Origin of the sequence: Deinococcus aquatilis DSM 23025, from assembly GCF_000378445.1 — a bacterium.
Classification (GTDB): domain Bacteria; phylum Deinococcota; class Deinococci; order Deinococcales; family Deinococcaceae; genus Deinococcus; species Deinococcus aquatilis.
The window spans coordinates 1-24,785 of record NZ_KB899753.1 but is presented as its reverse complement, the minus strand read 5'-3'; the positions used below and the strand labels follow the sequence as shown (position 1 = coordinate 24,785).

Genomic DNA, 24,785 nt, shown 5'->3' with positions numbered 1-24,785 from the left:
GACACCGCCACGCGTGAACGACTGGTCGCCCGTCTGCTGCGGCACCTTCCAGCGAGACGCTGGAAGGTGCTGATCGCCGACCGCGAGTTTGTTGGTCAGGACTGGTCAAGGTTCCTGCAACGCCGCCGGATCAAGCGGTGTCTGCGCGTCAAAGGCAACGCTCGCGTGGATGGTGATCGTCTGGACGAGGTCTACGCTGACCTGGCTCCCGGTCAGATGGTCGCCATGATGGACAAAGAAGTCATCTACGGCTGCCGCATGCAGATGGTCGTCACCAGGTCTCCGGCCGGAGACCTGGTGTGTCTCGCCACCGATCTACACGCCCAGGAGGCCGGTGTGGTCTACCGACTTCGCTGGTCGGTTGAATGCACGTTTTCTTCGATGAAATTGCGCGGCTTCGACTTGGAACGCACTGCGATGACCCAGCAGGATCGCCTCGAGCGCCTGTTTGGCATGGTGACGCTCGCCTGGGTGTGGTGCCTGCTTGTCGGCGTGGATGGGGTGCTTCAGCGCCCCATCCAACTCAAGACCCATGGCCGCAAGGCCCTGAGCCTCGTCACCGCTGGTTGGGAACGCCTGGCACACGCACTTCGGTGGAGTCGTCGCGCACAGGTGACCTTTACGAAGCTTCTCACGACTGGTTTTTCAGCGCCTGACGCGGCTGGAGACCAAGATGTCCAGTACTGAAGGCCAGACCTTGGGCCAGCACCACGGGCGCTGAGCATTCGCCCCTCAGAGCAAGAGAGCTCACTTCATCCTTTAAGCGGCCTTCACACCCACTGATTTTTACACGACCTTTACACAGCGGTTTTAGGCTGCGAGCGTTCCACATCTGGGAGGTTCCTTATGACGATGACCGCGAAGCTCAGCCCCGAACTGCAGGCCTGTCTTGACGCCTGCCTGACCTGTCTGGCCGCGTGTGAACACTGCGCGACCGCCTGCTTGATGGAAGACGACGTGAAGATGATGGCGCGGTGTGTGCAGTTGGACCGTGACTGTGCCGACGCCTGTGCATTCACGGCCCGTTTGCTGATGCGGGGCAGTGATCTCCATCCAGAGGCCTGCCGGATGTGCGCTGAAGCGTGCGAGCGCTGCGCTGCCGAGTGTGAGCAGCACGCCGCCCATCACGACCACTGCCGCGTGTGCGCTGAGGCCTGCCGCGCCTGCGCCGCCCTGTGCCGTCAGATGGCCGCCTGAACGATGGGGCTGATCCCAGCCGAAGTTGAAAGTGTCCCTGTTGGCGATGACGTGTGAGGAAGAGGGGGCTCTGCCTGTTCCAGCTCAGCCCCGTTGAAAGGACAGGCGAGATGGGTAACGTCGTCCATGCACTTCAAGCTCTGTGTGAGGCACGGTGAAGCAGAAAGCGCTTCCCTGTCTCACTTCCTACGTCTCTATCACGTCCCTGACGCAGGCCAAGCCGCGTGCCGCTGCCCCCTCCCGTGCGTGATTGGGGATCATCCCAGTAAAACGTTTGGGAATACGGCACTTGATGGTGTTGTCAGCGAGAGTCACTCTGACGGGAGCGCGGCTTGGGTGGACAGTGCGGCTGGATTTCAGAGAGAGCTCAAAGACCCGCTCAAGCCACAGCAGTGCCAACCTCGCAGAAGTTCCTGCCAGAGAACAGAGAGTTTGGGTGGACAGTCCCGATAAGAGCCTGGGCCGCACCTGAAGGATCAAGGCACAGGACGAGCGAACAATCAACCTGGTGTCCCTGGATTAAGGAGGAAAGGGTGAATGAATACCGTTTCAAGCTGAGGGTTCAGTCAGCAACATGTGCTGCTCAAGGGACGTCCAGGAGCCCGGACTGCTCCTCTTCCCTGACGACACACGCTGGGCAGAACCGGACATGATGGTTCCTCGTTGGTGGCCGTTGGCTGTCTTCGCATTCACACCTCCTGCCGCTGCTGCGCCCTCCAGCACTGTCCTGAATAACATCCGACATGAGTATCAGCGGCTCAACAATTGTGGCCCGGTCACGGCGCTGACCGTGTTAGGGTACTACGGCACTTCGGTCAGTCAAACGCAGGCGGCGGCCGCGCTGAAAGATGGTTCCAACGATCCGCAAGTCACCAGCCTTGAATTGGCCGCCTATTTAGGTCGATTTGGGCTGCAGAGCGTGATCCGTTACGCAGGAGATGTGGAAGTGGTGCGTGAACTGGTCTCCCGCGGCCTTCCGGTGGTGGTGCAGCAACGGCTTCAATCTGGCAGCAATGTGGCCCACTTTCGCACGGTCTACGGCTACAGTGCTGGGCGGTTTCTGGTGAGCGATCCGCTGCGGGGGCCGAACTTGAGCCTGACCACGGCTGAATTCACCGAGCTGTGGCGCTACTACAACGGAGAATATCTCGTGGCTTTTCCTCCGGCCAAAGGAGGGTTGGTGCGCGAGGCGATGGGCAGCGATTGGAACGTGACGGCCAACTGGCAGCATGCCAAACTGCACGGCGAAGAGGACGTCAAAGCCCGGCCCAACGACCCCTTCGCTTGGTGGGGCCTGGGCAAAGCCAACTTGAGACTGGGGAACATCCAAGCCGCCACAGCCAACTTTGACCGCGCAGTTCAGATCGGTGTGCCCACCCAGTATTACGTCTACCGGCAAGAAGCATTTGAGGCGTGGACTCAGATGGGGCAACACCAGAAGACGCTGACTTGGACGCAGCGGGGACTCCGCGTCGATCCAGTCAGCAAAGAGCTGCTCCGATTTCGGAATCTGGCGGGCCAAGCCCTCGACAGCTGAGAATGAAGGGGGCTAGCCTCCTGATCAGCAGCGAGATGCCGGTGTGACTGAGAGCAGAGACCCCCCTCGTCCAAGTACACGAGGGGGGTCTCTCTGCGTTCACGTGGCTGACCTTCTATGAATTCTGGGTGGGGATGACCGAGAGTTTTGTCCATGGCGCGTTTCTGGGCTTGGTGTTTGTGCCGGTGTGCAACCTGCTTCCCTGAGGACGCAGTTCGTCCTCAGGGAAGCAAAGCCCCAGGTGAGCGAGCACACCTGAGCTGGTAACTGATCCGTAACACCTCTGCCAGAGACTTCCTTCTAGGAATTTTCGAGAGTGAACGCTGGGCCGGAGACCACTCTCTCAACCCGTCGGCAAATGGACGGGCATCTATGGTCAAAGAGGTTGCTATGACGAGTATTGCAAACCCCCTCCTCGCTTCCACGCTGACGCCCACTGAACTTCGTCTCACCCACGCCTACTGGCGGGCCGCCAACTACCTGTCCGTCGGTCAAATCTACCTGCTGGCCAACCCGTTGCTGCGCGAACCGCTCACTCTGACCCATATCAAACCAAGATTGCTCGGTCACTGGGGCACCACGCCGGGCCTGAACTTTATCTATGTCCACCTCAACCGACTGATCCGGAAGCACGACCTCTCGGTGCTGTACGTGGCTGGCCCCGGTCACGGCGGCCCCGGACTGGTGGCCAACACCTATCTAGAAGGCAGTTATAGCGAGCTGTATCCAGATATTTCGCTGGGCAGGCTCTCGCTGTCTTCGCCGGGGTGCTGCACCGATAAAAACAACGTCTTGCCGTCGGGCGAGAACACGGGGCCGGTCATTTCGGCGTCCACGGGGCCGATGGCGAAGCGGTGGGCCTGGCCTGCGTTGGGGCCCTCGGTGGCAAAGAAGAACATGGCGTTGTTGCCGTGGTAGCCCTTGATAGGGTTGGTGGCCAGGTCGCTGTTGTCGGTCACCATCCACAGATTGCCGTAAGGATCGAACACCAGATTGTCGGGGCTGGCAAACCCGCTCTGGGGGCCGCCCACGGCAAAGACTTCCCAGAGGAAGGTGCTGGCCGTCCAGTCGTCGCCGGTTTCCCGGAATTTCACGATCTGCCCGAAGTAGTTGCCGTGCTTGGCATTGTTGGTCAAGGCCACGTACACCTCACCCGTCTTGGGGTGAATCTCGATGTCTTCGGGGCGGTCAACCGGCGTGCCGCCCACCGCAAGGGCGCTGGCGCGGGCATCCGCCAGCACATCGGCCTGGCTGGCAAACAGCGCCTTGCCTTCAGCACCCAGGACTCGGCCGCCCGACGCCTCACTTGAGTTAACCCGGACAGCAGATGGTCTCGCTTCCGCTGCCAGAGGCCCTGATACAGAACGGCATGAAGCCAGCCACTGCTGAAATCATCTTGGTCTCAAACAGCAGTTTGAGCTTCCGCTGTTCCCCACAACAACCTTCCGATTCTGCTGGCGAATTTCCGGAGGAGAATGCACCATGAGCAATGTTGCGTCCCACCGCGATTCCAGCTGAAACGACTCGCCTCGCCCGCACTGGGTTTCCCACAGGTGCGCCAGTTCTCCGTCTGCGCCGTGAACTCAACGTTTTCCCGACGGATCAGGAGTTCATCGATCTCCATCCTCAGCGGGGCAACCTGCGGCGGCCCCTGGTCATGAACGTGATTCCACAGACCTCTGGTGACAACTCAGCCCGCTGTCGCCCTCTGCGGAGTCGTCACCCCTATTTCACGTCCACCGCCAACGGCGCCGCGCTCAGCTTGCCGAAGCCAAGACTGAGGTCGAGCCAGTAGCGCCCGGCGGGCAGGGCACTGACCGCCCAGTCGATCACTACTGTTTTCCCCGCACCCACGTTCGGTTGCGCCGCGGGCAAGCAGTCGATGGCCGGCGCCGGATCGGGAACGACCACCGCGCCTGAGGCCCGGGCCCGCACCGTCACACTCACCGGACAGAGGGGGGCCGGCACGAGATACGGCTGGGCGGCCGCGTTGGTGAGTGAGAGGCGCACCTTGAGGCTCTGATTTGCCGCCGCTGCACCCACCAGCGAGGCCCTAAGTACGGGAGCGCTAGAAACGGGGGGGCCGGCGCCGCCTGCCGACGCCAAGGAAGCGAGCACCAGACCCGCGAGCGCCACGAGGCGCAGAGCAAAAGACATGGACTCAGCTTACCGGAGTCCGGACGTCCCAACTCAGGAGCTTGGTAGAGGTAACGTCGATAGCGTCTCAACGAACCTCTTGATTACGGGCTCTAAGCCTCAGAACGGGGGCCGTGAGAACGTTACCAGCGAAGATGCGCACCCGTCCGGCCGACAACGCCGTCACTCGACATGGGTTGACTGGACATCACATGAGTTCGAGTGCCAAACAGGGATGGCTGAACCAGCCCTGACCGGGCTGCTGGCGTTGGGCACCGCGACCTTGCTGTATCTCGTGACCGAGGAATTGCTGATCAGTGTCCACGATCACGAAGTCGAGGAAACGCCCGTCGTCACCCTAACGTTCTTCATAGGACTTCTGGTGGTGTTTGCCGTTCAATTCCTGGTGTAGGCCAACGCGGCTGAGTCTGGAACCCAACAGGGGCTGAACCGCAGGATCACTTCAACTTGACCCTAGACCAGCACGAACGTGACTGTGCTGCTTTGATCCGGCGCACGGTCATGTGCCAACACCTGGATGGGCAAGATCATGCCGTTCACTGCGGCACTGGGTTCGGAGATGCCTTCGAAATCTGCCAGGCGCAGGCCCACCTGAGTGCCCACAGGCAAACGAGGGTCATCACTCTGAATCACTAGGCCTGAAATCTGACCTGCAGGAACATGAACGGTACTGGACATCGCTCCTCCCCGAGTTGCTGAACACTGCCCAGCCCTTGTGGTTCCTTGATTTGGATGCTGGCAACGGATCTTTCGGGGGTGGGAACTTAAGGAGCACCTGCGGCGTCCTCAGTTGCGTCCTCAAGTGGAGCATTGACAGCGTCTTGGGCTGTGTGTGCCGCCACCCGCCCGGCAGCCGTGATGGGATCTTCCGAGGCTCCAGCCATAAAGTGCGCGTGGTAGGAGGCGAGGGCACGCCCAACGACGCCTGCTTCGTCGTCCCCAGTACCACGGCACAGCTCGTCAAGAAAAGAGCGGGTCAGGGAATCTAACGTCAACACAACGGTCGAATGGGAGTCACTCATGTCCAGAGCATCGCATAAGGCTGCAAGGGTGGTGCCCAGTGTCCCTACTGAACTGGGTTAAAGCCTTGGGGGCAGACCGGTTCATTCAGTGGTTCTAGGGGCTGCAACGCGTTCACCTTTTAACCTGCCAGACGTTATCCAGATGAACGCCAGCAACACCAAGGCCAGCAAGCCGCCATAGAGAAAGCTGCGCTCTGGAAAGCGGGTGCCCAAGAACCCAGCCAATGGATAGGCAAGGGCATACCACAGGTGACTCCAGGCAAAATGGGCGCCATACACCCGGCCCTGCGCCGCTTCCTCGGTTCGTTCGGCCAGCAGCGTCTCGGCGGGCAGGTTGACCCAGTTCTGTCCGATGCCAGCCACCAGCCAGAACGCCAGCAGGGGGTACAGCGCACTCTGGTTTCCAGGCAAGATCGCCAAGCTGGTGACAAGCGCGCCCAACAGCACGAAGGTGGTGCGGGGAACGCGTTTGCCGTAGGCCCCCACGACCAGGGAGGCCAGCGTCGCCCCCAAGCCGTAGGCTGCCATGACCCACCCGTAAGAGGCGTCTCCCAACTGGAGATCCGTTTTCACGTGGGTGACGGTGCCGACCAGAATCAGGGCGCCGGCGATGGCGGCCACCAGTTCCATCAGCAGGGCGAACCGGATGGGCGGATCCCGCCAGAGCCGGGCCGTGCCGTCCCGGATGTCACTCCAGGTGCTGCGCTGCACTTCCCCTCGTGTGGCCTGCAGGGAGGGGAGCGTCATGATCAGCAGTCCGGACACCAGAAAGGTCACCGCATCCAGAAAGAACAGATCACGTCCGCCGAGCAGGGCGGCCGCCGCACCGGCCAACCCAGGCCCCGCGATGTTGATCAGTTCGGTGGTGGCGCTGGACAGCGCAAAACCCTGTCCCGCATCTTCTTGGCCCATCACCAGCGGCACCGTGGCCTGATTGGTGGGCGTAAAGAAGGCCGTGAACGTATTGAGGATGAACATCAGTCCATACACTTGCCAGACTGCGTCGACGAAGGGCAAACAGGCGATCACCAGCACCCGCCCGAAATCGCAGCTGATCAGCAGCCATTTGCGGTTGACCCGGTCGGCCACCACACCGGCCAGCGGGCTGAAGATCACAAACGCCAACACCCGCAGGGTCAGGGCCGTGCCCAGAACCACCGCCGCATTCCCCTGGGCAAGCTGGTAGGCCAGCAGGGCCAGGCCCACCCACGTCAGGGCGTCGCCGATCTGGCTGATGGCTTGAGCGGTATACAGCCGAGCGAAACGTGGGTTTTTCAGGGCAGAGAACAGCGCGAAGGCCTTCACTGAGTCCCGCCGATTGAGGCAGGTGGAGCGGGGTGGTCAGGAAGGCCCAGCCGGTCATGTTGGGCGTGACTGAAGGCTTGGGTGAGCAGCTCCGCCACGTGGGTGTCGGCCAAGCGGTAGTACACGCTGGTGGTTTCCCGCCGGGTCTGAACCAGTTGCGCCGTCCGCAAGAGGGTCAGATGACGGCTGACGGTACTTTGTGGTTGCTGTAGGGCGTCCACGAGAGCAGTGACGTTGCGCTCGCCCTGCATCAGCAGTACCAGCACATGCAGGCGGGTGGGATCGCTCAGGGCTGTAAAGACTTCGGTGACCCGGTGAAGGTCCAAGGGATCTATCGGCAAAGACAGCGGGTGGTGTTGCATCTATATATTCTGACGTTCGGATGAACGGATGTAAAGACCTGATACGGATGACGCGTGATTCCTTAAAATGCGAAAGAGCGCCGGATATGAGTTCATCTCCCGCCAGCCGTGGTCTTTGTTCCCACTGTGTCCGGCTCAACTCAGTCACATGTCAGTGATTGAATGGCAGGGTGCCTGCGCAGCAGACTGCCAACTCACGTTACTGGAGGGGTCGCCATGACCACCTGGATGGAGATTCTTAGCCGCCAAACAGCCTGAACAGTTCTGTCGCCTGTGCGGAAGAGGACATAACGGTTCTTTAAAACAGCGTTTTGTTGTGTGGTGGCCTCCATCGCACAGAGCTCGCGTTCGGGGCGGCATTCCTGTTTCTGTCGAGTGTAAAGGCAGTCAAAACCTCTACAGTCAGGCCGTGACAAGCTGAGCTGGTGACCGTCTCAGCGTGTTTAAGTTGAGTTCGGGTGCGAAGGAGTGACCATGACGCTGAAAAATGACCAGACCAGCAAGTACCCGTTCCTAAGGGACATGGAGAACGACCCATACTATCCACCTCAATTCGTGAGCAAAGGACAAGCCATCCTGCATGACTTGTGTCTCCAGATTGAAGCGGGACGCCCGCAGACGTCCGAGCAACTGACGGCACTGACCCACGCGGCGACCGCGCAGTTCAACCAACTTGGCCGTGAATTTGAAGAGCAAGGCAGTGGACTGGAGACGGCCGCCCGGGAAAACATCGCACAGGACGTTGCCTTTATCGCGCAGGCCTACGGCTTTCAGGAAGATGTCGAGATGTTGATCGAGAACCGCGAGTGGTGACTTCGGCTGTTAAGGGAAACGATCCCGGTCTCATTCCCTGTAGGGCGACAAGGGCAGGTTCAGCCGAGCTTCGGCTCATGACGCACTCAACGAATTCCTAGGCTTGTACGTCCCGATCACTCATCTCCGCACGCCAGGCCTGGACTAGGGTGTCTGCATCAACTAGAAACTAAAATTAAACCTTGCAGACGTAGTCTGTGGTTGTCATCAGGCTCCCTCCTTTCTAGCTGTCTTGGGCGGGTTGAGGCAACACAGTCCTAATCATTCAGTCCATCAAGTCAATCCAAGAAGCGCTCACGTTGTTCGCTGCGGGTGAAACAGGGAACAATCCGTTGATGAAGCACTTCGAGGTCAGCCAACCATTGACGGGGCTGAGCCAGAGTAGAGGAGCCCAACATGTCTCACCCTAACGCCATTCACTGCAGCTGTAGTACTCAGGGCGGCGGCCAAAACCACCCCCTATCCTGTCTTCTGTATCCAGCAGCTATACCGTCCCTCAACCTGATGGGAGGACAGTGCAGGCATGAACAAACTGAGCAGCTGGGCAGCAGGAGTAACTGCAGCTGGTTTGATCGCGTGGGCCGTCTCCCCGGCGGAAGTTCCTTGGAACCTGAGTCAGATTGATCTTCCGTCCGCTCTGGTGTCTGTTGCTGCCCGGCCGACCGTGGTCGCTATCCTCGATACTGGTCTATCGGCCCAACCGGTGTTGCAAGGGGTGCAGCGTGCGGGCTACGATTTTGTGACCAATCCACGGGATGCGGGCGACCATTCGGGCCGTGATCCGGATCCAACTGCCTCCATCGGTGGCGTTGGGTTCCACGGGACGGCGGTCGCGGGCCTCATTCATAGCGTAAATCCGCAGGCCACGCTCGTGCATGTGCGGGTGATTGGTCGCGCGAATACCACCACCTTGAAGGACGCGCGGGACGGGTTGCGCTGGGCCGCAGGGCTCCCCGTGCCCGGTGTCCCGCGCAACCCGCTGCCTGCCCGGGTGATCAATGCTTCGTTTGTGCTGAGGGACGTGGCCCGCACCGGCTGCGCCCCAGCGATGCAGCGAGCAGTGGATGAAGTGGTAGCGCACGGTACGGTTATTGTGGCCTCCGCGGGCAACCAAGGGGCGCCCGCGGTCCGCAATACCCCCGCTGGTTGCCGGGGGGTCATCGCTGTGGCCGCCACCGATCCGCAGGGCCGCCGGACGCGCTATTCCAACTGGGGTTCAGCCGTGGCATTGGCTGCGCCGGGCGGCACGGCGGCCGAAGGCATTGACACGCTGCGTCCCAGCGGGGGCCAAACAGAACTGACTGGCACCAGCTTGTCGGCACCACTGGTCGCCGGCGCCGTGAGCCTGCTTCTCACGGCGCGGCCCAACCTCACGCCAGCAGCGGTACGAACTCTCCTGCTGCGCAGTGCCCGCCCGTTTGCCGGAGGACAGTGTGACCGGGTGATCCAGTACACCTGCGGCGCTGGAGTGCTCGACGTCGCCGCGGCGCTACAGGCGGCCCAAAGAGAACTGTTGCCTGTGGGCCGCGCTCACTCCGCTCCATTCACTTTACGCTCCGACCAAGGCACTTGAATTCAGATGCCGAGCCCGCTCACGCGAGCTTGATTGATGCTTCCCCGGAGCGCTGAGCCGAATTTCCGCTTTCTCCACTTTCCCTCCCACCTGAAGGAGAATTAGTGATGCCCACCGTTCCCTGGCTCCTGTGTGCGTTGGCCCTGCTGACGGCCTGCAGTCCCCAAACCCCTGAGCAACCGTCCCGCGCCGCTTCAGTCCCGGCTGTGGGGGCGAAGGGCTGGACAGTGGAGGCAGACGGCCGGGCCTCCCGCGCTATTGCTGATCCAGGGGGAGCGGCGCAGTTGATTGTCCCCGCGCGCTGCCGGACTGCCCCCTGCGCGTTGGTGATCGTCTCGCATGGCCGGGGCGGGCAGGCCCTCGACGGCGTCACCCACCCGCCGTTTGACACTGTGGTTGACGCCATCGATAGCCAGGGTTACGTGCTCCTGCTCAGCAATGATGGCGGCAAAGAAACCTGGGGCAGTCCTCGGGCGCTGGCCTCCGTTCGCCGAATCTATCAAGCGGCTCAAGCGCATTTTCAGGGGAACGGCCGCGTGTACACCCTGGGCATCTCTATGGGTGGCCTGCCCGCCACCCTCACCGCCTACCGGCGCACCTTGGGCATTCCCATCCGCGCCGTTGCCCTTGTGGCAGGGCGAGTCAATTTGCAAGACGCCCGCCGAACCTCGGTCAAACGGGCCCAAAGTATTGGATTGGCCTACGGGACTGCCCCCCTGACCGGACACGATCCTGTCAACGATTTTGCCAGCTTTCCAGGGCGCTTAACGCCGCTGCTGACGGTGGTCAGTCCGCAGGACACGGCGGTGGCCAGCACGCCCAATGGGGAGCGCTTGGCAGCGCTCGCCCGCCGTGCGGGTGCCGACACACAAGTGGTCACGGTGCAGGGGCCGCACCTTTCCAGCGGATACATGAATGCCAACGTGGGCCGGCAGATTGCCCTCTTTTTTAAGGCCCATCCTTAGGGCGGCCCTGGGTGTGGCGGCGTGGAATGCCTCCGAAACTCAGATGGTTTTTTAGCAGAGGCCAGAGACGGTGTCCCGTTGGCCCCCTCCACACTGTTCAGTAGAACGCCGTCAATCTCTATAGCGCTGCTACAAGACACGTGTTTGCGCAGGGCGATGCAGCAGGCACGGTTGATCACTGTCTGCTGGACTGCGCGGCGCCGCCCAAATGCCAGTCACCAGCTGAGTGCTGAGGGGGACTCTGTCTCTGGGCAGGGCGGCACGGGGCGCGCGGGTGAAGGCGTTGATAGCCAGCGCCTGGAGTGAGGGTATACCGCAGTTATACTTCGCAGTGCCACGCTTCTCTGGTGACTCTTGTTCAGCACATTTTCACCTGCACGGCGCGGGCACGGATACACCATGGATCTCATCACTTCCCCTGGGTAGGGCGGTGCCGCGCCGCGTGTTGAACCTGCCCTGGTTTGCGCAGTTGCATTTGAGAACCATTCAGGCGGGAACTTGGAGCAAAGGCCGCGGCTCGCATCAGGCCCTCGCCGAGGTACGGCGTCTCGAAGGTTTGCTCAGCGCCGTTGGCCACACCCCACTCACAGTGCTCAATACGCACGGCACACTGGATCATCCCCCACCAGAGGTCTACCGGGCCGTTCAGTACGCGTTGGACGTGGCCCGTCAAACCCACACCCCCTTGCGGAGCAGTTCGCCGCTGGCCGCTGGAGACGAGCACTTGCTCGGACGATCTTCTAACGAGCTGGACGGCAACGGGATAGTGTGTACACCGGCTGTTGTGGCCTTGCCGCCGGGCCACGTCCTTGATCTCAGCAGCACGGTGGCGGGCTGGACCGCTGCTGAGGCCGCACGGTTATTGCAAGGTTCTGCCGTCTTGGCTGTGGGGAACAGTGCCGTGGTGAACCAAGCGGCGCCTTGGATCCTTGAAATTGAGCACCCGTTCGGAGGTCAGTCTGGCCTGCTGGAGCTGGCCGCTGGCTCTTACGGCGTGGCCACTGCTGTGCTGCTTCAGCCAGCCGGTGCCCCTCGCCTGATGGACCCGCGCACCCGGCAGCCCCTGGTCAGTGGCTTGGTGCAGGTCACTGCGCTGTGCGGCAGCATACTGGACGCCCAGATGCTCAGCAGACTGGCCTTCTTCGGGGCCGCCGCGCTCCAGAACCCACAGGCGTTTCGGTCGCCGAGTATCCTCCTTGCGTTTGACCACTCGGGAACATTGTTGCAGTGGGATCGCCAAACCTGGTGGGCTGTCAGGTGAGGCGCAGGTGCCGATCTCTCTCAGTGAGTTTCTCTACTAACCAGAGTGAGGTGAGTCTGGAACAGGGCTCCGCTCCAGACCGCCCCCGCAGGCTCGTGCCTGTATACCGGGCAAGGTGCAAAGACTATTGATAATGGCCAGAGCCTAAGTTGGGTTTCGACGCTGATTGAACGTGCCAGGCAGAGTCTGAGCATTCGGAAGGGCTCAGAACCCACGCAAACTTACACCTTTCTCAATAGCTTAAGCGAACGCCCTAGGCTGCGGAAAGGATTAGAGCGTGCACTGAGAGCATTCGTTTGAATGACAACGCTGGAAAAACTTCTGATATTTCCAGTCTCCCGGCTCCTTGCTCAAATTGATTCCGTTCGGTTAAAGGCAAACAACACTGTTGACACATGTTCTGAGTCGCCTCACCTTGTTCCTCAATGGCCACACTCGTTCGGCGCGGCGCTTCATACAACGTCACTCTGATTGGTTCTCAGAACTGAACGTCCAGCGGCTATACCGCCTCTATACCGTGACCCACTAGCTTCACAAGTATGATTCCTGAAGTGCAGGCAGTACTGCTGGGTGTGGTTGAGGGCTTGACGGAATTCCTCCCTGTTTCCTCGACTGGACATTTGATCGTCGCAGAGCGCCTGATCGGGTACCAAGACACAGGGAAAGTGTTTACCATTGTGGTGCAGCTTGGAGCCATTTTGGCTGTGGTGTGGTTTTACGGACGGCAACTGTGGGACAAGGTTTCTGGCTTGTTGCGGGGCCGCCCCACTGCCCGCCGGTTCTGGCTCCATCTGATCGTGGCCTCTCTTCCAGCGGCTTTGGTGGGGTTGCTGTTTGAACAGGCCATAAAAGCCGCTCTGTTTTCACCACTCACTGTGGCGATCACGCTGATCTTGGGCGGCGTCATCTTGTGGTGGGTGGAGACGCTACCGCAGGTGAGGGCCAGCGCGCAGACCACACTGCCTGAGCTGGACAGCATCACGCTCAAGCAGGCTGTGGTGATCGGTGTGGCCCAAGCAGTGGCCGTTATTCCAGGCGTGTCCCGCAGCGGCGCAAGCATCGTTGGGGGACTGCTGACTGGACTGAACCGGGTCACCGCCACCGCCTTTTCATTTTTCATGGGCATCCCTGTTTTGGGTGGAGCAGGTCTGTATAGCCTCTACAAGGCGAGAGATACGCTCGGCAGCGTGACGGGCGGCTCCACTGCCTTAGGGCTCGGTACGCTCGTGGCGTTTATCACTGCGCTGCTCTCCATTTCGTGGCTCCTGCGGTACGTCTCTGCCCATAGCTTTAAGGGATTTGCCATTTACCGGGTGGGGCTGGGCCTCTTCGTCCTGCTTCTCCTCGCACTGGGTGTCATGCAGTAAGCCTCATCTGGGCCGCGTCCCCGGTTCAATCGAATTTGAAATTCCCGCAGCGGATCAATCTCAGGGCATATTGAGGGGAAATGATCGCTGCAGCGACCTCCAAAGGTCGTTGCAGTCCACTGACCCGCACAACTGGAGCGCCGTATGTGGGTGCATGCGTTCAAACTTACCTGCCCCGCCACTTTGTTGATCAGCTGAATGAATAATCTATATGCTTCGACATTCGAGGGCGGCGCACAAGCCCTTCAATCTCTGCACCTGGCAGGCGACTCCGCTCTGGTCAATCACGAACCGGTTCAGGCCGACTTCCACTACAGCATTGGCTCTGCGGGAAAGCGCGAACCAAAAGGTGGTTCCAAGTCACCCTAAACCCTTTGAAGGCCGGCGGTGCAGGGCAGCTGTGGTCACGGGCGACCTGCGGGAGACTTCGCTCCTGGCTGGCCCGGCAAAGGGAACTACGGCAAAGGCGCTGGACTCAACAGTTCATTTTGCCGCACGAAGGCCCGCATAAACCGGCCCATGACGCGCGTCTGGGTGTGATACGCATTGACTGCGTCCAGTTTCCGCTGCCTGTGCGCCGCGCTCAGCGTCACCCGGGTCCAGGGAAGCGTGCTGGCCAACGGTGGCACCGTGAGGCTCAGCTCTGGATGCAGCCCTTTGGGCAAAGGCCATTCTAGGCCGCCGTGCACCACCCAAAACCGGAGTCGGTCCTCTTGCTGCCGCGCAGCCATCAGGCGCAGCGCGACATACGACAGCGTCCGGTGATCCGAATGAAAGTCCTGCGGCGCAGGGGCCAGGACGAGGTGGGGCTGCACCCGCGCCAGTACCCGGTTCAGATCGGCTTCCCAAGCCTGACCCGTGAAGGGGGCGTTGGGCGTCAGTGCACCGTTGACGTACACGGCAGCGGTTCCTGTGTGGGGGGCCAGGTAGGGGTCTTGATAGTGGGTGGTGAACAGTTGGAACAGCCCGCCGTCCGGGTACCCCAACATAAAGGTGCGTGCTGGGGGGACGCCTAGGAGGGCCACGGCCCGGCGTGCCTCCGCTGCCCGGGCGTTCCCCAAGGCCTGCATGTCCAGCGGACTGGGATCAGCGACCCGCTGGGTCAGCACAGCGTCAAACTCGAAGCCGTCGCCCGCAGTCATCCAGGCCACAAACACCTGCGCTCCGGCCGCTTGGGCCTGCTGGATGATGCCCGCGCAGCACAGCGTCTCATCGTCCGGGTGGGGCGAGAGCAGCAGCACCCGCTGACCCCGGATGAACGGGGAACTGGCGGGCAGCGCGGCCACCCGGTCGGCACCGCCGTCAAACAGGCGGGCCACAAGGGGCGCATTGATCCAGGCGGCGAGGGCAAGCAGCACGAGGACCACCAGCGCCGCGAGCGCCGTACGCAGGCCAGAACGACGGATCAAACGGTTCATTTGAGGATGTTCACGGCGCGGCTGGCCACCAACACCACGGTCAGCATGGACGTGGCCGCCTGCACGGTCATCAGGCCCTTCACGCGGCGGCTCAGCGGCAAGGTGTCGGTGGGACTGAACGCGGCGGCGTTGGTGAAGGCCACAAACAGGTAATCCAGATATTCCGGTCGCCAGCCGGACGGGGCCAACTGGGGCAAGGTGGTTTGGGGAAACGCGAAATCCAGCATGGTCCCCGGCTGACCCCGCCGCAGTGGGCCGCCCTGATCCAGCTCCCAGTACCACAGGCTGAAGACCAACACATTGGTCACCCAAATGTTCAGTGCTCCCGCGAGTAGCCCTGCGGCGGCTGGCCCGCTGCCGTTCAGGAGACCTGTGATCAGCAGGCCCAGCGAGACCAGATTGGTGAGGTACAAGACGGCGATCAGGCCCAGAGCCAGCAGGCGCACCGGTTGGGCCAGTTCGGGCCGCTGTCGTCGGTGAATCACGTGGTGTCGCTCTCGGCTGCGCAGGACACTGAGGGGCAGCAGCAGCACGGTTTCCAGAGCAGGCAGGAGCCAGGTGGGCCCCGCAGTGAGCGCCTCATTCAGCGACAAGTTCAGCCCGATTACCGACACCAGGGCCAGACGGGCAGGCCACAGGGATTCCGGCGCCGGAGGGAAGCGGCTCATCCGTCCCTGGGAAACTGCATCCGGATCACGAAGGTCTGGCTCCGCCACTCCGGCACTAGGGCAGCGTGCCAGCGCTGGGTCAAGGCCGAGACCAACGCCAGCCCCAAACCGCTGCCGCTCACGCCCTGGAGGCCCTGGCCCCGTTCAAACGCTTGTAGCAACCGGGGCCAACTGCCCGGTTCTGGCCCCGGCCCGCTGTTCTCCACGGCCACCTCACACCCCTGCACCCGGAGCCACACTTCACTCCCTGTGCCGTACTTGAGGGCGTTTTCCAGCAGGTTGCGGATGGCGCGCGCGACGCCCTCAGGCTCAGCCTGCACCCAGCTCTCTTCCAGATCAAGCCGGACACGCTTGCCCTGCTGGGTGGCCGCGTCCTCCAGCGCTTCACTGACCTGAAGCGCGGTGGCGGCCAGTTCCACAGCCTGAAGAGTGACGGGGCCGTCGGTGCGGGCCAGGGCCAGCAAACTTTCGGTCAACTCAGTCAGCGCGTTCACCCGGCCCCGCATCCCGAGGAGCGCTTTTTCATACTCTTCGGCTGGACGGGGCCGGTCCAGCGTCAGATCCAAGCGGCCTTTCAGGGCCGTGAGCGGCGTGCGCAGTTCATGAGCCGCCGTGCGGGCGAACTGTTTTTCGCGCTCAATGGTGCTGGAGAGCTGATCGAGCATGGCGTTCACCGTTCGGGTGAGCCGCGCCATTTCGTCGTGGCCCGGAGCCTGCGGCACCCGCTCGGCGTAATCGCCTTGATCAGCGATACTCTGAGCCGTACGGGCCACCGCGTCTACCGGCTTCAGGGCGCGGTGGGCGAGCAGGTACCCTGCGGCGCAGGCGGCCGCGATCATGGCCGCGCCACTGAACAGCAAGAGTCGCCCCAAGGTTTCCAAAAATTCTGTCAGGATGTCGGTCGGCCTAGAAACCCGGAGCAGCAGTGACCCAGGCACCGCGAGGGTCAGCACCCGGCGGTGGGCTTGGGTGCTGAGGCCAAGGGTCAAGACCGAGAGGCTCCCGCTCTCCTCCCCTCCTTGCCCCGCCTGGGTCAGCCGCACGCCGCGTTGGGTCAGCAGCTCGATACTCAGGTCGCCCGAAACCTGCAGTTCAGGCGTAAATCGGACGCGGCCATTGTCGCGTTCAATGCTGCCCTGAGCCACACTGGCCGTCTCCTGAAGCGTGGCGTCCAGCGACGTGGTCAGCACTTGGCGGGTGGCCAAAAACACCGCGCCGCCCCCCACCAGCACCGTCAGGGCAAACACCAACGCGTACCCGAGCGTCAGCTTGATCCGGAGGCTCAGCCGCTGCGTCATCCTGCGCGTCCCAGCCGGTACCCCGTGCCGCGCAGGGTCTCGATCAGCCGCTCATCGGTCTTGCGGCGGATGGTGCTGACATACACGTCAATGACTTTGGGTTCTACCCCGCCGTCTCCGCCCCAGAGGCGGTCGATGATCTCATCACGCGTAAAGGCCCGCCCGGCATGGAGCACCAACAGTTCCAACAGACCGAATTCACGGCGGGTCAGGTCAGCACGCACGCCTGCCCCGTACAGTTCTCGCCCGCCCAGATCAATCACCCAGCCAAACGGCAGCGCTACCGTGTTCTGCGCGTTGCCACTGGCACGGCGCAGCAAGGCGCGCACGCGGGCACGCAATTCCTGAAAGGCAAACGGCTTGACCAGATAGTCGTCGCCCCCCGCTTCCAGCCCCTCCACCCGGTCTTCGACGGTGCCGCGGGCTGTGAGGTACAGAATCGGTGTCCGCAGCCCCTCAGCCCGCAGGCGCCGGCCCAACTGGTACCCCGCGTCAATCCCTTCAGGCAGCATCACGTCCAAGATCAGCAAGCTATACGGAAAAAGCTGCGCCAGTGCCGCCGCTTCAGTGGCGTCGCCGGCTTGATCGCACTCATACCCGTCTTCGGTCAGACCGTCGCGCAGCAGCTCAGCAATATGAGGATCGTCTTCGACAATCAGGAGCCGCATCAGCGCCCCCCCTGGCCCCGGCGCAGCAGACCCGAGGCGGCCGCCACACACAGCAGCGCGGTCAAGACACCGGCGAGGACGTCGGTGGGGTAATGCACGCCCAAGACGACGCGGGACAGGCCCATCAGTGCCACGTACCCGAGGCCCAACATCAGGACAGACCACCTTGCAGGGGTTCGCCAAGTCAGCACTGTCAGCACGCCGGCGAGCGCCGCTGCCATCGTCACGTGTCCGCTGGGAAACGAAAGCCCAGAGACAAAGACGGCGTCGGGCCACAAGTCTGGCCGGGGCCGCCCGTAGAGCAGTTTGAGGAACCACTGCGCCCCCACTGCACTCCAGAGGGCTGTCAGCGCGAACAACGCGCCGGCTCGGGAGCCTCTCAGCCACAACGCAGCTGGCAGCAGCGCCATCAGGGGAAAGCTCACCCATGGCCCACCCAAGACGTTCATGAACGTGCTGAAAGACAGGAGTGCTGCTGAAGTGTGGGCATGCAGCCAGAGCATACTGGCTTGTTCGTAAGCAAACGGTTCACGCTCGATCACCTCAGCTCCGAGGGCGGCCAACGCTCCGGTGGGGGCAAGTATTCCGCCCCAGCGAACTGCCGCAGTTGGAGGCTGAACCGGAAGTTTTGCAGTCATTCTCATGCCTCCATCTTGGCCACCTGAAGTAAAGGCCCGGTATACTGTGAGCCGTCAGTCGGGTCACAGCCACATTCGCTCGGAAACGTCTGTTAAGGAAAGTAGACTGTCTGGGACGAGATTCTTTCCGATTGGCATCACCATCTCATGCAATTGCTTTCCTCCTGCCGACACGCCACACCGTCTCTTAACGGGTGTTTTTGGGCGAGCCTGGTGCCGAGCCGCTCGGCACACCCGCTCCCTGTGCAGGACTCGGTCCCCCGCATGGTTCAGGAGTATGAACATGCACAGGCCAGCGCCTGTACATGCTTGCGACATGCGGTTTCTCAGTGGGCCAGTGGGGACTGAGGCAGGTTACGCGGCACGGAGACGGTTGGGAGGGGCGCTACTCTCAAGCCATGACCAGACCACAAGACGACCCACAACGCTTGCTGGCAGCGTATGACGCCCAGTTGCGTGAACAAGCCGAAATGGTGTCTGCCACCAGTGTTGACCGGGCTGGCCCTCTCTGGCGAGGCAAGTTCGGTGATCGGGGGTTCGTCTCTTACCGCACGCTCGATGGCTACAACGGTGCGGCGTTAGACGATTTGATCGCTCAAACAGTTGAGCACTACCGGGCGGATGGGCAGATCGCTTCAGCCGAATGGAAAACGCGCGGGCATGATGGCCCGCCCGAGTTGGCAGACCGCTTGAGAGCCCACGGGTTTGAACCCGAAGAGCCAGAGACTGTCATGGTGGGCGAGGCGGTGCTGCTGGCTGGAGACGTGGCCCTGCCAGCAGGTGTGCGGCTGCGGCGGATTGACAACGTGCCGAACCCCTATCCCGAGGTGGTGAAGGCTGCAGCTGCACAGGCCAGAGCCTTTGGGGTTGCTTTTGGCGTTGAAGACGCCATGCGCCGCCTAGAGCGCAATGCAGACCTCCTCGAACTCTGGATTGCGGAAACGGCGACTGAGGTGGTGTGTGTGGGCCGCCTCGAAGTGGTGGCACACAGTGAGTTTGCGGGCTTATGGGGCGGGGGTACCGTGCCCGACTGGCGCGGCCAGGGGATCTACCGGGCGTTGACAGCAGCGCGGGCACAGTCTGCCTTGGCCCGGGGCGTCCGGTATCTCCACAGCGACTGTACGGCCGCCTCGCGCCCCATTTTGGAGCGCAGCGGCCTCGTACCGGTGACGACCACAATGCCGTATATCTGGCACCAGTGAGGAGCGGGGTCAAACCCGGAACGCCGCACACTTTCTTTCCGGGGGAGGAGGTGTCGGTCAAGTCTGGGACAGTCATCATTTAGGGCTCAACAAGGGCTCTGGATATCGCTCCGGCCGCAAGTGTGTCAGTACTTTGCTTGGCCCTGTGTAGCTCCCTCCTCATCTGAAAGACGTGTCGGGGTGGGCCTTACTTCTGTTCGGGGCCTTCTTAACCCTGTTCAACGGCTGGCTGTGGCACACCCAGTTGGGACGCAGCCCTCTCTTCGGCTGGCCTGTTCCAGATGTTCAGGGCACTCGGAAGGGCGTGCTCACTTCTGTTGATGCTCCGCTGGGCGTTCAGCGACCTCTCGCCCCAGAACAGTCTTTTTAGTGATTCGCTAGACAGCCTTCCACTTCCAGGCCATCCTCTACACCCAAGAAAGCAATTCACGCTCGGTGGCTGCTGGATTTTTCCGGCATGGCGATGAGATGGAACTGGTCTACTCCCAAAACGTTCCTGACCTGAGCCTTCAGCAACACAGTCCACCGCATCTGGGAACGGCCATCCTCGAAATGGTCTCGACTCGACCGGTTGAGCTGAAGGGGTAGTACACGCAGCAGCTGACGCGGGGCGGGCTGCATTTCACGGCACATGGCAACGATTTGGCTCAGGGGTATCAAGATGCTAGCCGCATGAGTGGTATCGTCCGCCCAGTCCGGAGATAGCCGGCGGCCAGAACGCTAGGCTGAATGAATGACCGAAGCCGAGATGCACGCCGTGGGGCAAAAGCTCCTGACTCAGCTGGGGCAGGCGAACGCCTTCTCCGTGCAGGTGAGCAGCCATACCAGTCCAGACCCGAGCGCCCTCGTGTTCATGGCCCGCCAGCGCGGGGATACCGGACGGTCCGCGCGGGGCGGCACCGTGTACGTATCAAAACAAGCCCTCGACGATGATGGGAAGGCCGCTGCTTTGGAAGGCTTAGACTACCTGCTGACCCGCGTGCGAATGGAGACCTTACCCGCATGCCCCATGACGCGCAAAGCCCCCGTACTCGCGGTACGCGATTCGGAGGGCATGCGGATGATGCGGGAGGGCGACAGCCTGCCGTTCTAGTGGCCCTGTTGTTCCCAACTGAGCAGCAGGGGGGCGATAGGGCCCATCCAACCCAACCGCAGGGCGTGGTCCATGTCTGCCTGGATTGGTGGCTGGCCCTTGGCCCACTCAGACAGGTAGATCCTGCCCCGGTAGGTCACCATGCCCCAATTGCCGCCGGTGGCCCGCTGCAAACGAAGCGTGACCGGGCTGCCAAAGCGGGGCGGGGGCGAGCGCAGCAGACCGCTGAGCGTCCAGACCCGGTGAGGATCAGGGTCAACTTGCAGCGGGCGCCCCAATTCATCCTGATCCACCGCGAGCATTACGTTAACCACGTGGGCTTCCGGCATCAACCACACGATCTCCAGAGTTCCCTCTGCCATACCCGCATCATATCGGTCAAGCTGCGTCCTGGCCTCCGTTCGCGGCTCAGAACAGCAGATATGGCGTGGACGATTGGCGACCTCGGTTACGACATGGTGCTGAGTACGTACGTGCCGTCGATCATCGAAACGCATATTTCGGGCGCACTAGTGCCGCTGCTCTCCCGTGAGCCTGCGCTGGCTGCTGGCCCCCAAAACGCTGTGCAGCACTGGGCCATTCACCCCGGCGGGCGCAGCATTCTAGACAAGGTAGAAACCGCCCTGAACCTGACGCCCGAACAACTGCAGCCCTCGCGGGACGTGCTGCGCGAGTACGGCAACATGAGCAGCGCCACCGTGCTGTTTATTCTGCGCAGTCTGTTGCACAGCGCCCACGACGACGAGCGGGTCTGCGCGATGGCCTTCGGGCCGGGTCTGACGGTGGAATCGGGCCTGCTGACCAAACTCTCGGGGCTGGACTGAAGGGCGGGACAGGCCTAACGTGCCTGGCCCAGCCGCTCCCTGCGCCCGCGTATACCTCGACTTTACCTTCTCCAGTTAGGGTGCGCCCATGAATCTGTTTGACATTCCGACCCTGCTGCATACCGTCTCTTACGCGGGAATTTTCGCGATCGTGTTTGCTGAAACCGGTCTGCTCGCCGGATTTTTCTTGCCTGGAGACAGCCTGCTCATCACGGCAGGCATCGTGGCGCAGCAGGGCAGCCTGAATCTGTGGGGCGCCATGGCCGCCATTGTTGCCGGCGCTGTGTTGGGCGATACCGTGGGTTACTTGATCGGGCGGCGCTACGGCCCAGCCGTGTTCGCCCGCCAAAACAGCCGGGTGTTCCGGCCAGAGTTTGTGACCAGAACGCAGGCCTATTTTGAGAAATACGGCAAATTTGCAGTCGTCGTTGCTCGTTTTATCCCAGTCGCGCGGACTGTGGCCCCTACCCTCGCGGGGGTCGGGCATATGCCTTACGGAACATTCCTCGCCTATAACTTGATTGGCGCCGTTCTGTGGGGAATCAGTGTGCCTTTGGCCGGATATCTGTTGGGTGGCTTGATCCCGCATCTGGACCGCTACATTCTCATGATTGTGGGCGGGGTCGTGGTGCTCTCGCTGATACCTGTGGCCCTTGAATTTCGACGGGCACGGCGTTCCGTCTGAGTCAAGCAGGGGAAGAGCCCTTTCCTGCTCAACAGTGGCAGGCCACTGGGTTTAGAGTGAGCACGCCTAAGCGCATGGAGAAACGTGGGTGTTCTCTTGTGCGTTCAATGCTGTCCTGGGCAAAACGGGCGCACAGCAGCAGCCTACGCGCTGCAGAAGAGAAGGCGGTTTCCGTGGGCTCCACTCCGCTGCTGTCTTCGAGACCGGAAGGTCAGCTCGGAATGCCCCTAAACCTGGCGGGCACTGTCCCGGTTCACCTAGGCTTGCTGAAAGACCCGCTGCTGCACCCCGTCCTCCAGCCGAGTGAGCTGTTCCTGCAGCAACGTGATCCGCTCCCGCGCCTAGACGTTGCGACTCTAGGCGCTGATTTCACGGTGGTTCAGCGCCTCTTGCCTGTGGCGCTCCTCAGTCAGCGTCACCAGCAGGACTCCGCGTTCCCGCACCAAGTATTTGAATTCAGTCGGTTCCGGGCTCGGAGACTGCCATGCTCGCCTCCGAGCAGAATGCCTAAACCAAGGAGAGGTGCTTGCTTCCGCACAACGTGCCAGCGTTCTGGTAGGAGGCTGACAAGCGTTTTAGAACGCCCATAGACCACATTTGTCGCTGACACACGGCTGACTCGGCCGGCTTCAACTTCTGTCCCCTGTGCTTGAGCCGAGTTTCTACTCAAAGTTGTCCAAACTGTGGGGCCGGCCCACCTCCTCCTGGGCGGCCCGGATGGAGTGTTGACTTCACTGGAAAGCGACTGAGAACCACCCTGCCACTTGAGGCAGGGTGGTTCTCAGTTGGGAGTCAACCGAGTTTAGTCGTTGGTTTCGCCCGCCTCAGCGTCGCCGGTTTCGTTCTCCGTGTCGGCCGCAGCCTGATCCAGCACTTTGGCATTGCCTGCGTCCACCTTGACCTCCGTCTTGCCGATCGCCACCTCATAGATCAGGTTCCCGTTCTCATCACCGAGCAGCACGCTGGTCACTGTGCCGGGAACCGCAGCCAGGGCAGCTTGTTTGGCCTGTTCAGGCGTAATCTTGGCCAGCGCCTGCAACCCGGCCTGTTCCTGCGCGTCGGGCACTTCTGCACCGCTTTGCTCAGCGGGAAGCTGAATGCTGCTGGTGTAGGTGGGTGTCTCGTCCTTTTCGGTTCCTTCGGCAGCCTCGGCACCTTCAGGCTGGGCCGTGTTTTGGGCCATCGTCTGGGTGGGAGCGGCGGAGGTCTGGGCGAAAGCGTATCCGGCCAGCGGGATGCCGACGGCGGCGGTGGTGGCGAGGGCCAGCAGGACGGTTCTCAGATTCTTGGTCATGGTCGTTCTCCTTAGGTAGGAGCAGCGGCGCGGTGCCTCTGCTTGAGAGGAGTGTGCCGGAGGTTGGTAAAAACGGCGTATAGCCCGGCAAAGGCGCTCTGTACCGGGCAGCCGCTTACCGCCCCGGCCCTGTCTCCCTCCTCTGCATCCATGAACGAGGCAGCCTTCAGGCAGCGTGAGAACGGGATGGTGCCCGGCTCTCCTGCCCGAACCCAGCCGCGTATTGGGCCTCATACGAGATTGAAATGAGTCTCGAACATCTTGGTGTTGCCCTCTCCACCTGCGGGACTCGCAGAGCTTCTGGACGCTCTTGAGCACGCCTGACCGCTGCGAAGCAGCGCGGTGGCCTGTAAAGCGGCAAAGCAGAGGGGGCAGTTCAGCGGCGTATCTAACCCACGCACAGAAATCATTTTAGGTTCGTATCAGTGGTTCAGCTGTCCCGCTGCTCGCGCTCCGGTGGGCCACCCATCCCCCCGAACCAACGCTCCGCAGCCGGGTATACCGTGCTTTAACCTGGGCGCACGACGCTGCCCCGAAGGAGGGCTTATGCCTGCATGCTGCGCCGCCCCGCTGGGTCATTCGTCTGTCCACCCGCCCCTGACTCTGGTCAGTCGCCACCGCCTGCGTCCCCACGGGGATATGGCGGCTGAATTTCAGCCCATCGCCACGCTTGAGTCGGGCGTGGCCCGGTGACAGATTCGGCCCAGGCTCCCGAGGTCACGCCGCCTGGCCCGCCCGCCCGCCTCACGGCCCTCGACGCCTGGCGCGGACTGACGGTGCTGCTGATGCTGCTGGTCAACAACGTTTCGCTGGGGAGCCGGACACCGGCGCAGCTCATGCACGCCCCATTCGGCAGCGTGACCCTCACCGACATGGTGTTTCCCTGGTTCCTGTTCTGCGCGGGCGCGGCGCTGCCCTTGTCCCACGCGGCGGCGCGGCGCAGCGGCGGGTCTGCAGGAGGCCGTTTCAGACGCCTCGTCTCCCGAACGGCGCTGCTCTATCTGGTCGGAGCCGGACTGACTAGCGTGACCGAACACCGCTTCACACTGGGACTGGGAGTGCTGCAACTGATTGCCCTGTCCACCCTGTTGGCGAGCCTGGTGGTGGGCGCCCGCGTTTGGGTGCAGTCGGCCCTGGCCCTGACGCTGCTGGGCGGCTATGGGCTGTTCCTCAGCCTAGTACAGCGTTCAATTAATGCGAACGGCTTCGTAGTGTCGTCCGAGGGTTCGTCGAGCGTCCTGTGTGGAGAACTGCCAGTTGAGGATGATGCCCACGCGTTCACGCGCGGTAACCCAGGCCTCGACTTCGGAACGCAGCCGTTCCAGCGAAGGAATCCGCCGATTTAAGCACTGCCGCTGAAGGGCGCTGAATTCCAACTCCGCCATATTCAGCCAGCTAGCGTGTTTCGGCGTGTAGATCCACTCGAATCGGCCCACCA

28 protein-coding genes and 1 pseudogene are annotated in these 24,785 nt (G+C 62.0%); 16 read left to right on the top strand and 13 right to left on the bottom strand.

The features are described from left to right. From F561_RS26375 to F561_RS30620, 4 genes and pseudogenes are all read left to right on the top strand, one after another. Positions 1-687, top strand: a 687-nt coding sequence (locus F561_RS26375) for a transposase (protein ID WP_019012042.1), incomplete at its 5' end; no start/stop codon positions are given. A gap of 159 nt (positions 688-846) precedes the next feature. Further along, positions 847-1,197, top strand: a complete 351-nt coding sequence (locus tag F561_RS0121530; RefSeq protein WP_019012041.1) for a four-helix bundle copper-binding protein — start codon at positions 847-849, stop codon at positions 1,195-1,197. Between the two features lie 649 nt (positions 1,198-1,846). Next, the gene (locus F561_RS0121525; protein WP_245556607.1) at positions 1,847-2,734 is read left to right on the top strand and encodes a C39 family peptidase; all 888 of its coding nucleotides are present in this window, start codon (positions 1,847-1,849) and stop codon (positions 2,732-2,734) included. Between the two features lie 372 nt (positions 2,735-3,106). After that, positions 3,107-3,415: pseudogene (locus F561_RS30620) on the top strand (phosphoketolase family protein); the annotation flags it as partial. Between the two features lie 29 nt (positions 3,416-3,444). Here the strand turns inward: F561_RS30620 and F561_RS0121520 are convergent. Then, complete coding sequence (locus F561_RS0121520) at positions 3,445-3,996, bottom strand: PhoX family protein (RefSeq protein ID WP_083922594.1); 552 nt, start codon at positions 3,994-3,996, stop codon at positions 3,445-3,447. A gap of 463 nt (positions 3,997-4,459) precedes the next feature. Then, entirely contained in the window at positions 4,460-4,891 is a 432-nt protein-coding gene (locus F561_RS0121515; RefSeq protein ID WP_019012038.1) for a hypothetical protein, read from the bottom strand. A gap of 214 nt (positions 4,892-5,105) precedes the next feature. On the opposite strand from F561_RS0121515, the gene F561_RS29235 reads away from it, so the two are divergent. Beyond that, positions 5,106-5,282 carry a hypothetical protein gene (locus F561_RS29235; protein ID WP_019012037.1) on the top strand — a complete coding sequence of 59 codons (177 nt, stop codon included), beginning with the start codon at positions 5,106-5,108 and terminating at the stop codon, positions 5,280-5,282. Between the two features lie 62 nt (positions 5,283-5,344). On the opposite strand, the gene F561_RS0121505 is transcribed toward F561_RS29235, so the two are convergent. From F561_RS0121505 to F561_RS0121490, 4 genes are all read right to left on the bottom strand, one after another. Then, a complete protein-coding gene (locus F561_RS0121505; RefSeq protein ID WP_019012036.1) occupies positions 5,345-5,569 on the bottom strand; it encodes a hypothetical protein in 225 nt (74 codons plus the stop codon). An 86-nt stretch (positions 5,570-5,655) separates the two neighbouring features. After that, the gene (locus F561_RS0121500) at positions 5,656-5,889 is read right to left on the bottom strand and encodes a hypothetical protein (RefSeq protein WP_245556608.1); all 234 of its coding nucleotides are present in this window, start codon (positions 5,887-5,889) and stop codon (positions 5,656-5,658) included. 105 nt (positions 5,890-5,994) lie between these two features. Continuing rightward, positions 5,995-7,218 (bottom strand): MFS transporter, encoded by a 1,224-nt coding sequence (locus F561_RS0121495; protein WP_019012034.1) that lies wholly within the window; start codon positions 7,216-7,218, stop codon positions 5,995-5,997. Next, positions 7,215-7,580, bottom strand: coding sequence for an ArsR/SmtB family transcription factor (locus F561_RS0121490; RefSeq protein WP_019012033.1), 366 nt, complete (start codon positions 7,578-7,580; stop codon positions 7,215-7,217). The genes F561_RS0121495 and F561_RS0121490 overlap by 4 nt, the downstream gene beginning before the upstream one ends. Before the next feature lie 474 nt (positions 7,581-8,054). On the opposite strand from F561_RS0121490, the gene F561_RS0121485 reads away from it, so the two are divergent. The 5 genes from F561_RS0121485 (at position 8,055) to F561_RS0121465 (ending at position 13,559) form a co-directional block, all read left to right on the top strand. Further along, positions 8,055-8,393: a DUF5713 family protein gene (locus F561_RS0121485; protein ID WP_019012032.1), complete on the top strand. Its 339-nt coding sequence runs from the start codon at positions 8,055-8,057 to the stop codon at positions 8,391-8,393. Between the two features lie 523 nt (positions 8,394-8,916). Beyond that, the gene (locus F561_RS26370) at positions 8,917-9,966 is read left to right on the top strand and encodes a S8 family serine peptidase (protein WP_019012031.1); all 1,050 of its coding nucleotides are present in this window, start codon (positions 8,917-8,919) and stop codon (positions 9,964-9,966) included. A 107-nt stretch (positions 9,967-10,073) separates the two neighbouring features. Beyond that, a complete protein-coding gene (locus F561_RS27485) occupies positions 10,074-10,931 on the top strand; it encodes an alpha/beta hydrolase family protein (RefSeq protein ID WP_019012030.1) in 858 nt (285 codons plus the stop codon). Between the two features lie 442 nt (positions 10,932-11,373). Continuing rightward, positions 11,374-12,192, top strand: coding sequence for an FAD:protein FMN transferase (locus tag F561_RS0121470; protein WP_169389560.1), 819 nt, complete (start codon positions 11,374-11,376; stop codon positions 12,190-12,192). 539 nt (positions 12,193-12,731) lie between these two features. Next, on the top strand, positions 12,732-13,559 hold the full coding sequence (locus F561_RS0121465; RefSeq protein ID WP_019012028.1) for an undecaprenyl-diphosphate phosphatase: 828 nt from the start codon (positions 12,732-12,734) through the stop codon (positions 13,557-13,559). A gap of 455 nt (positions 13,560-14,014) precedes the next feature. On the opposite strand, the gene F561_RS0121460 is transcribed toward F561_RS0121465, so the two are convergent. Genes F561_RS0121460 through F561_RS26355 form a run of 5 tightly spaced genes read right to left on the bottom strand, consistent with a single transcriptional unit; the run spans position 14,015 to position 18,249 of the window. Beyond that, positions 14,015-14,977, bottom strand: a complete 963-nt coding sequence (locus tag F561_RS0121460; RefSeq protein WP_019012027.1) for a PIG-L deacetylase family protein — start codon at positions 14,975-14,977, stop codon at positions 14,015-14,017. Beyond that, complete coding sequence (locus F561_RS0121455; RefSeq protein WP_019012026.1) at positions 14,974-15,645, bottom strand: DUF1345 domain-containing protein; 672 nt, start codon at positions 15,643-15,645, stop codon at positions 14,974-14,976. The genes F561_RS0121460 and F561_RS0121455 overlap by 4 nt, the downstream gene beginning before the upstream one ends. Then, entirely contained in the window at positions 15,642-16,943 is a 1,302-nt protein-coding gene (locus tag F561_RS26360; protein ID WP_019012025.1) for a sensor histidine kinase, read from the bottom strand. Before F561_RS26360 ends, F561_RS0121455 begins: the two co-directional genes overlap by 4 nt. After that, on the bottom strand, positions 16,940-17,611 hold the full coding sequence (locus F561_RS0121445; protein WP_019012024.1) for a response regulator transcription factor: 672 nt from the start codon (positions 17,609-17,611) through the stop codon (positions 16,940-16,942). The genes F561_RS26360 and F561_RS0121445 overlap by 4 nt, the downstream gene beginning before the upstream one ends. After that, a complete protein-coding gene (locus F561_RS26355; protein ID WP_169389559.1) occupies positions 17,611-18,249 on the bottom strand; it encodes a phosphatase PAP2 family protein in 639 nt (212 codons plus the stop codon). Before F561_RS26355 ends, F561_RS0121445 begins: the two co-directional genes overlap by 1 nt. 398 nt (positions 18,250-18,647) lie before the next feature. On the opposite strand from F561_RS26355, the gene F561_RS0121435 reads away from it, so the two are divergent. Together F561_RS0121435 and F561_RS0121425 are read left to right on the top strand one after the other, a co-directional pair. Beyond that, positions 18,648-19,451: a GNAT family N-acetyltransferase gene (locus tag F561_RS0121435; protein ID WP_019012022.1), complete on the top strand. Its 804-nt coding sequence runs from the start codon at positions 18,648-18,650 to the stop codon at positions 19,449-19,451. A gap of 733 nt (positions 19,452-20,184) precedes the next feature. After that, entirely contained in the window at positions 20,185-20,544 is a 360-nt protein-coding gene (locus tag F561_RS0121425; RefSeq protein WP_019012020.1) for a hypothetical protein, read from the top strand. On the opposite strand, the gene F561_RS26350 is transcribed toward F561_RS0121425, so the two are convergent. Continuing rightward, positions 20,541-20,906, bottom strand: coding sequence for a hypothetical protein (locus F561_RS26350; protein WP_019012019.1), 366 nt, complete (start codon positions 20,904-20,906; stop codon positions 20,541-20,543). The genes F561_RS0121425 and F561_RS26350 overlap by 4 nt on opposite strands. A gap of 60 nt (positions 20,907-20,966) precedes the next feature. Between F561_RS26350 and F561_RS0121415 the strand changes: the two genes are divergently transcribed. Then, a complete protein-coding gene (locus tag F561_RS0121415) occupies positions 20,967-21,368 on the top strand; it encodes a 3-oxoacyl-[acyl-carrier-protein] synthase III C-terminal domain-containing protein (protein ID WP_019012018.1) in 402 nt (133 codons plus the stop codon). Positions 21,369-21,456: 88 nt separating this feature from the next. After that, complete coding sequence (locus tag F561_RS0121410) at positions 21,457-22,053, top strand: DedA family protein (protein ID WP_019012017.1); 597 nt, start codon at positions 21,457-21,459, stop codon at positions 22,051-22,053. Positions 22,054-22,855: 802 nt separating this feature from the next. Here F561_RS0121410 and F561_RS0121400 read toward each other — a convergent pair. Next, complete coding sequence (locus F561_RS0121400; protein WP_019012015.1) at positions 22,856-23,347, bottom strand: PepSY domain-containing protein; 492 nt, start codon at positions 23,345-23,347, stop codon at positions 22,856-22,858. 546 nt (positions 23,348-23,893) lie between these two features. Here F561_RS0121400 and F561_RS29230 point away from each other — a divergent pair. Both F561_RS29230 and F561_RS26345 read left to right on the top strand, forming a co-directional pair. Then, positions 23,894-24,040, top strand: a complete 147-nt coding sequence (locus F561_RS29230) for a hypothetical protein (protein ID WP_157452089.1) — start codon at positions 23,894-23,896, stop codon at positions 24,038-24,040. Next, positions 24,037-24,693: a heparan-alpha-glucosaminide N-acetyltransferase domain-containing protein gene (locus tag F561_RS26345; protein ID WP_019012014.1), complete on the top strand. Its 657-nt coding sequence runs from the start codon at positions 24,037-24,039 to the stop codon at positions 24,691-24,693. Before F561_RS29230 ends, F561_RS26345 begins: the two co-directional genes overlap by 4 nt. Positions 24,694-24,785 lie beyond the last annotated feature (92 nt).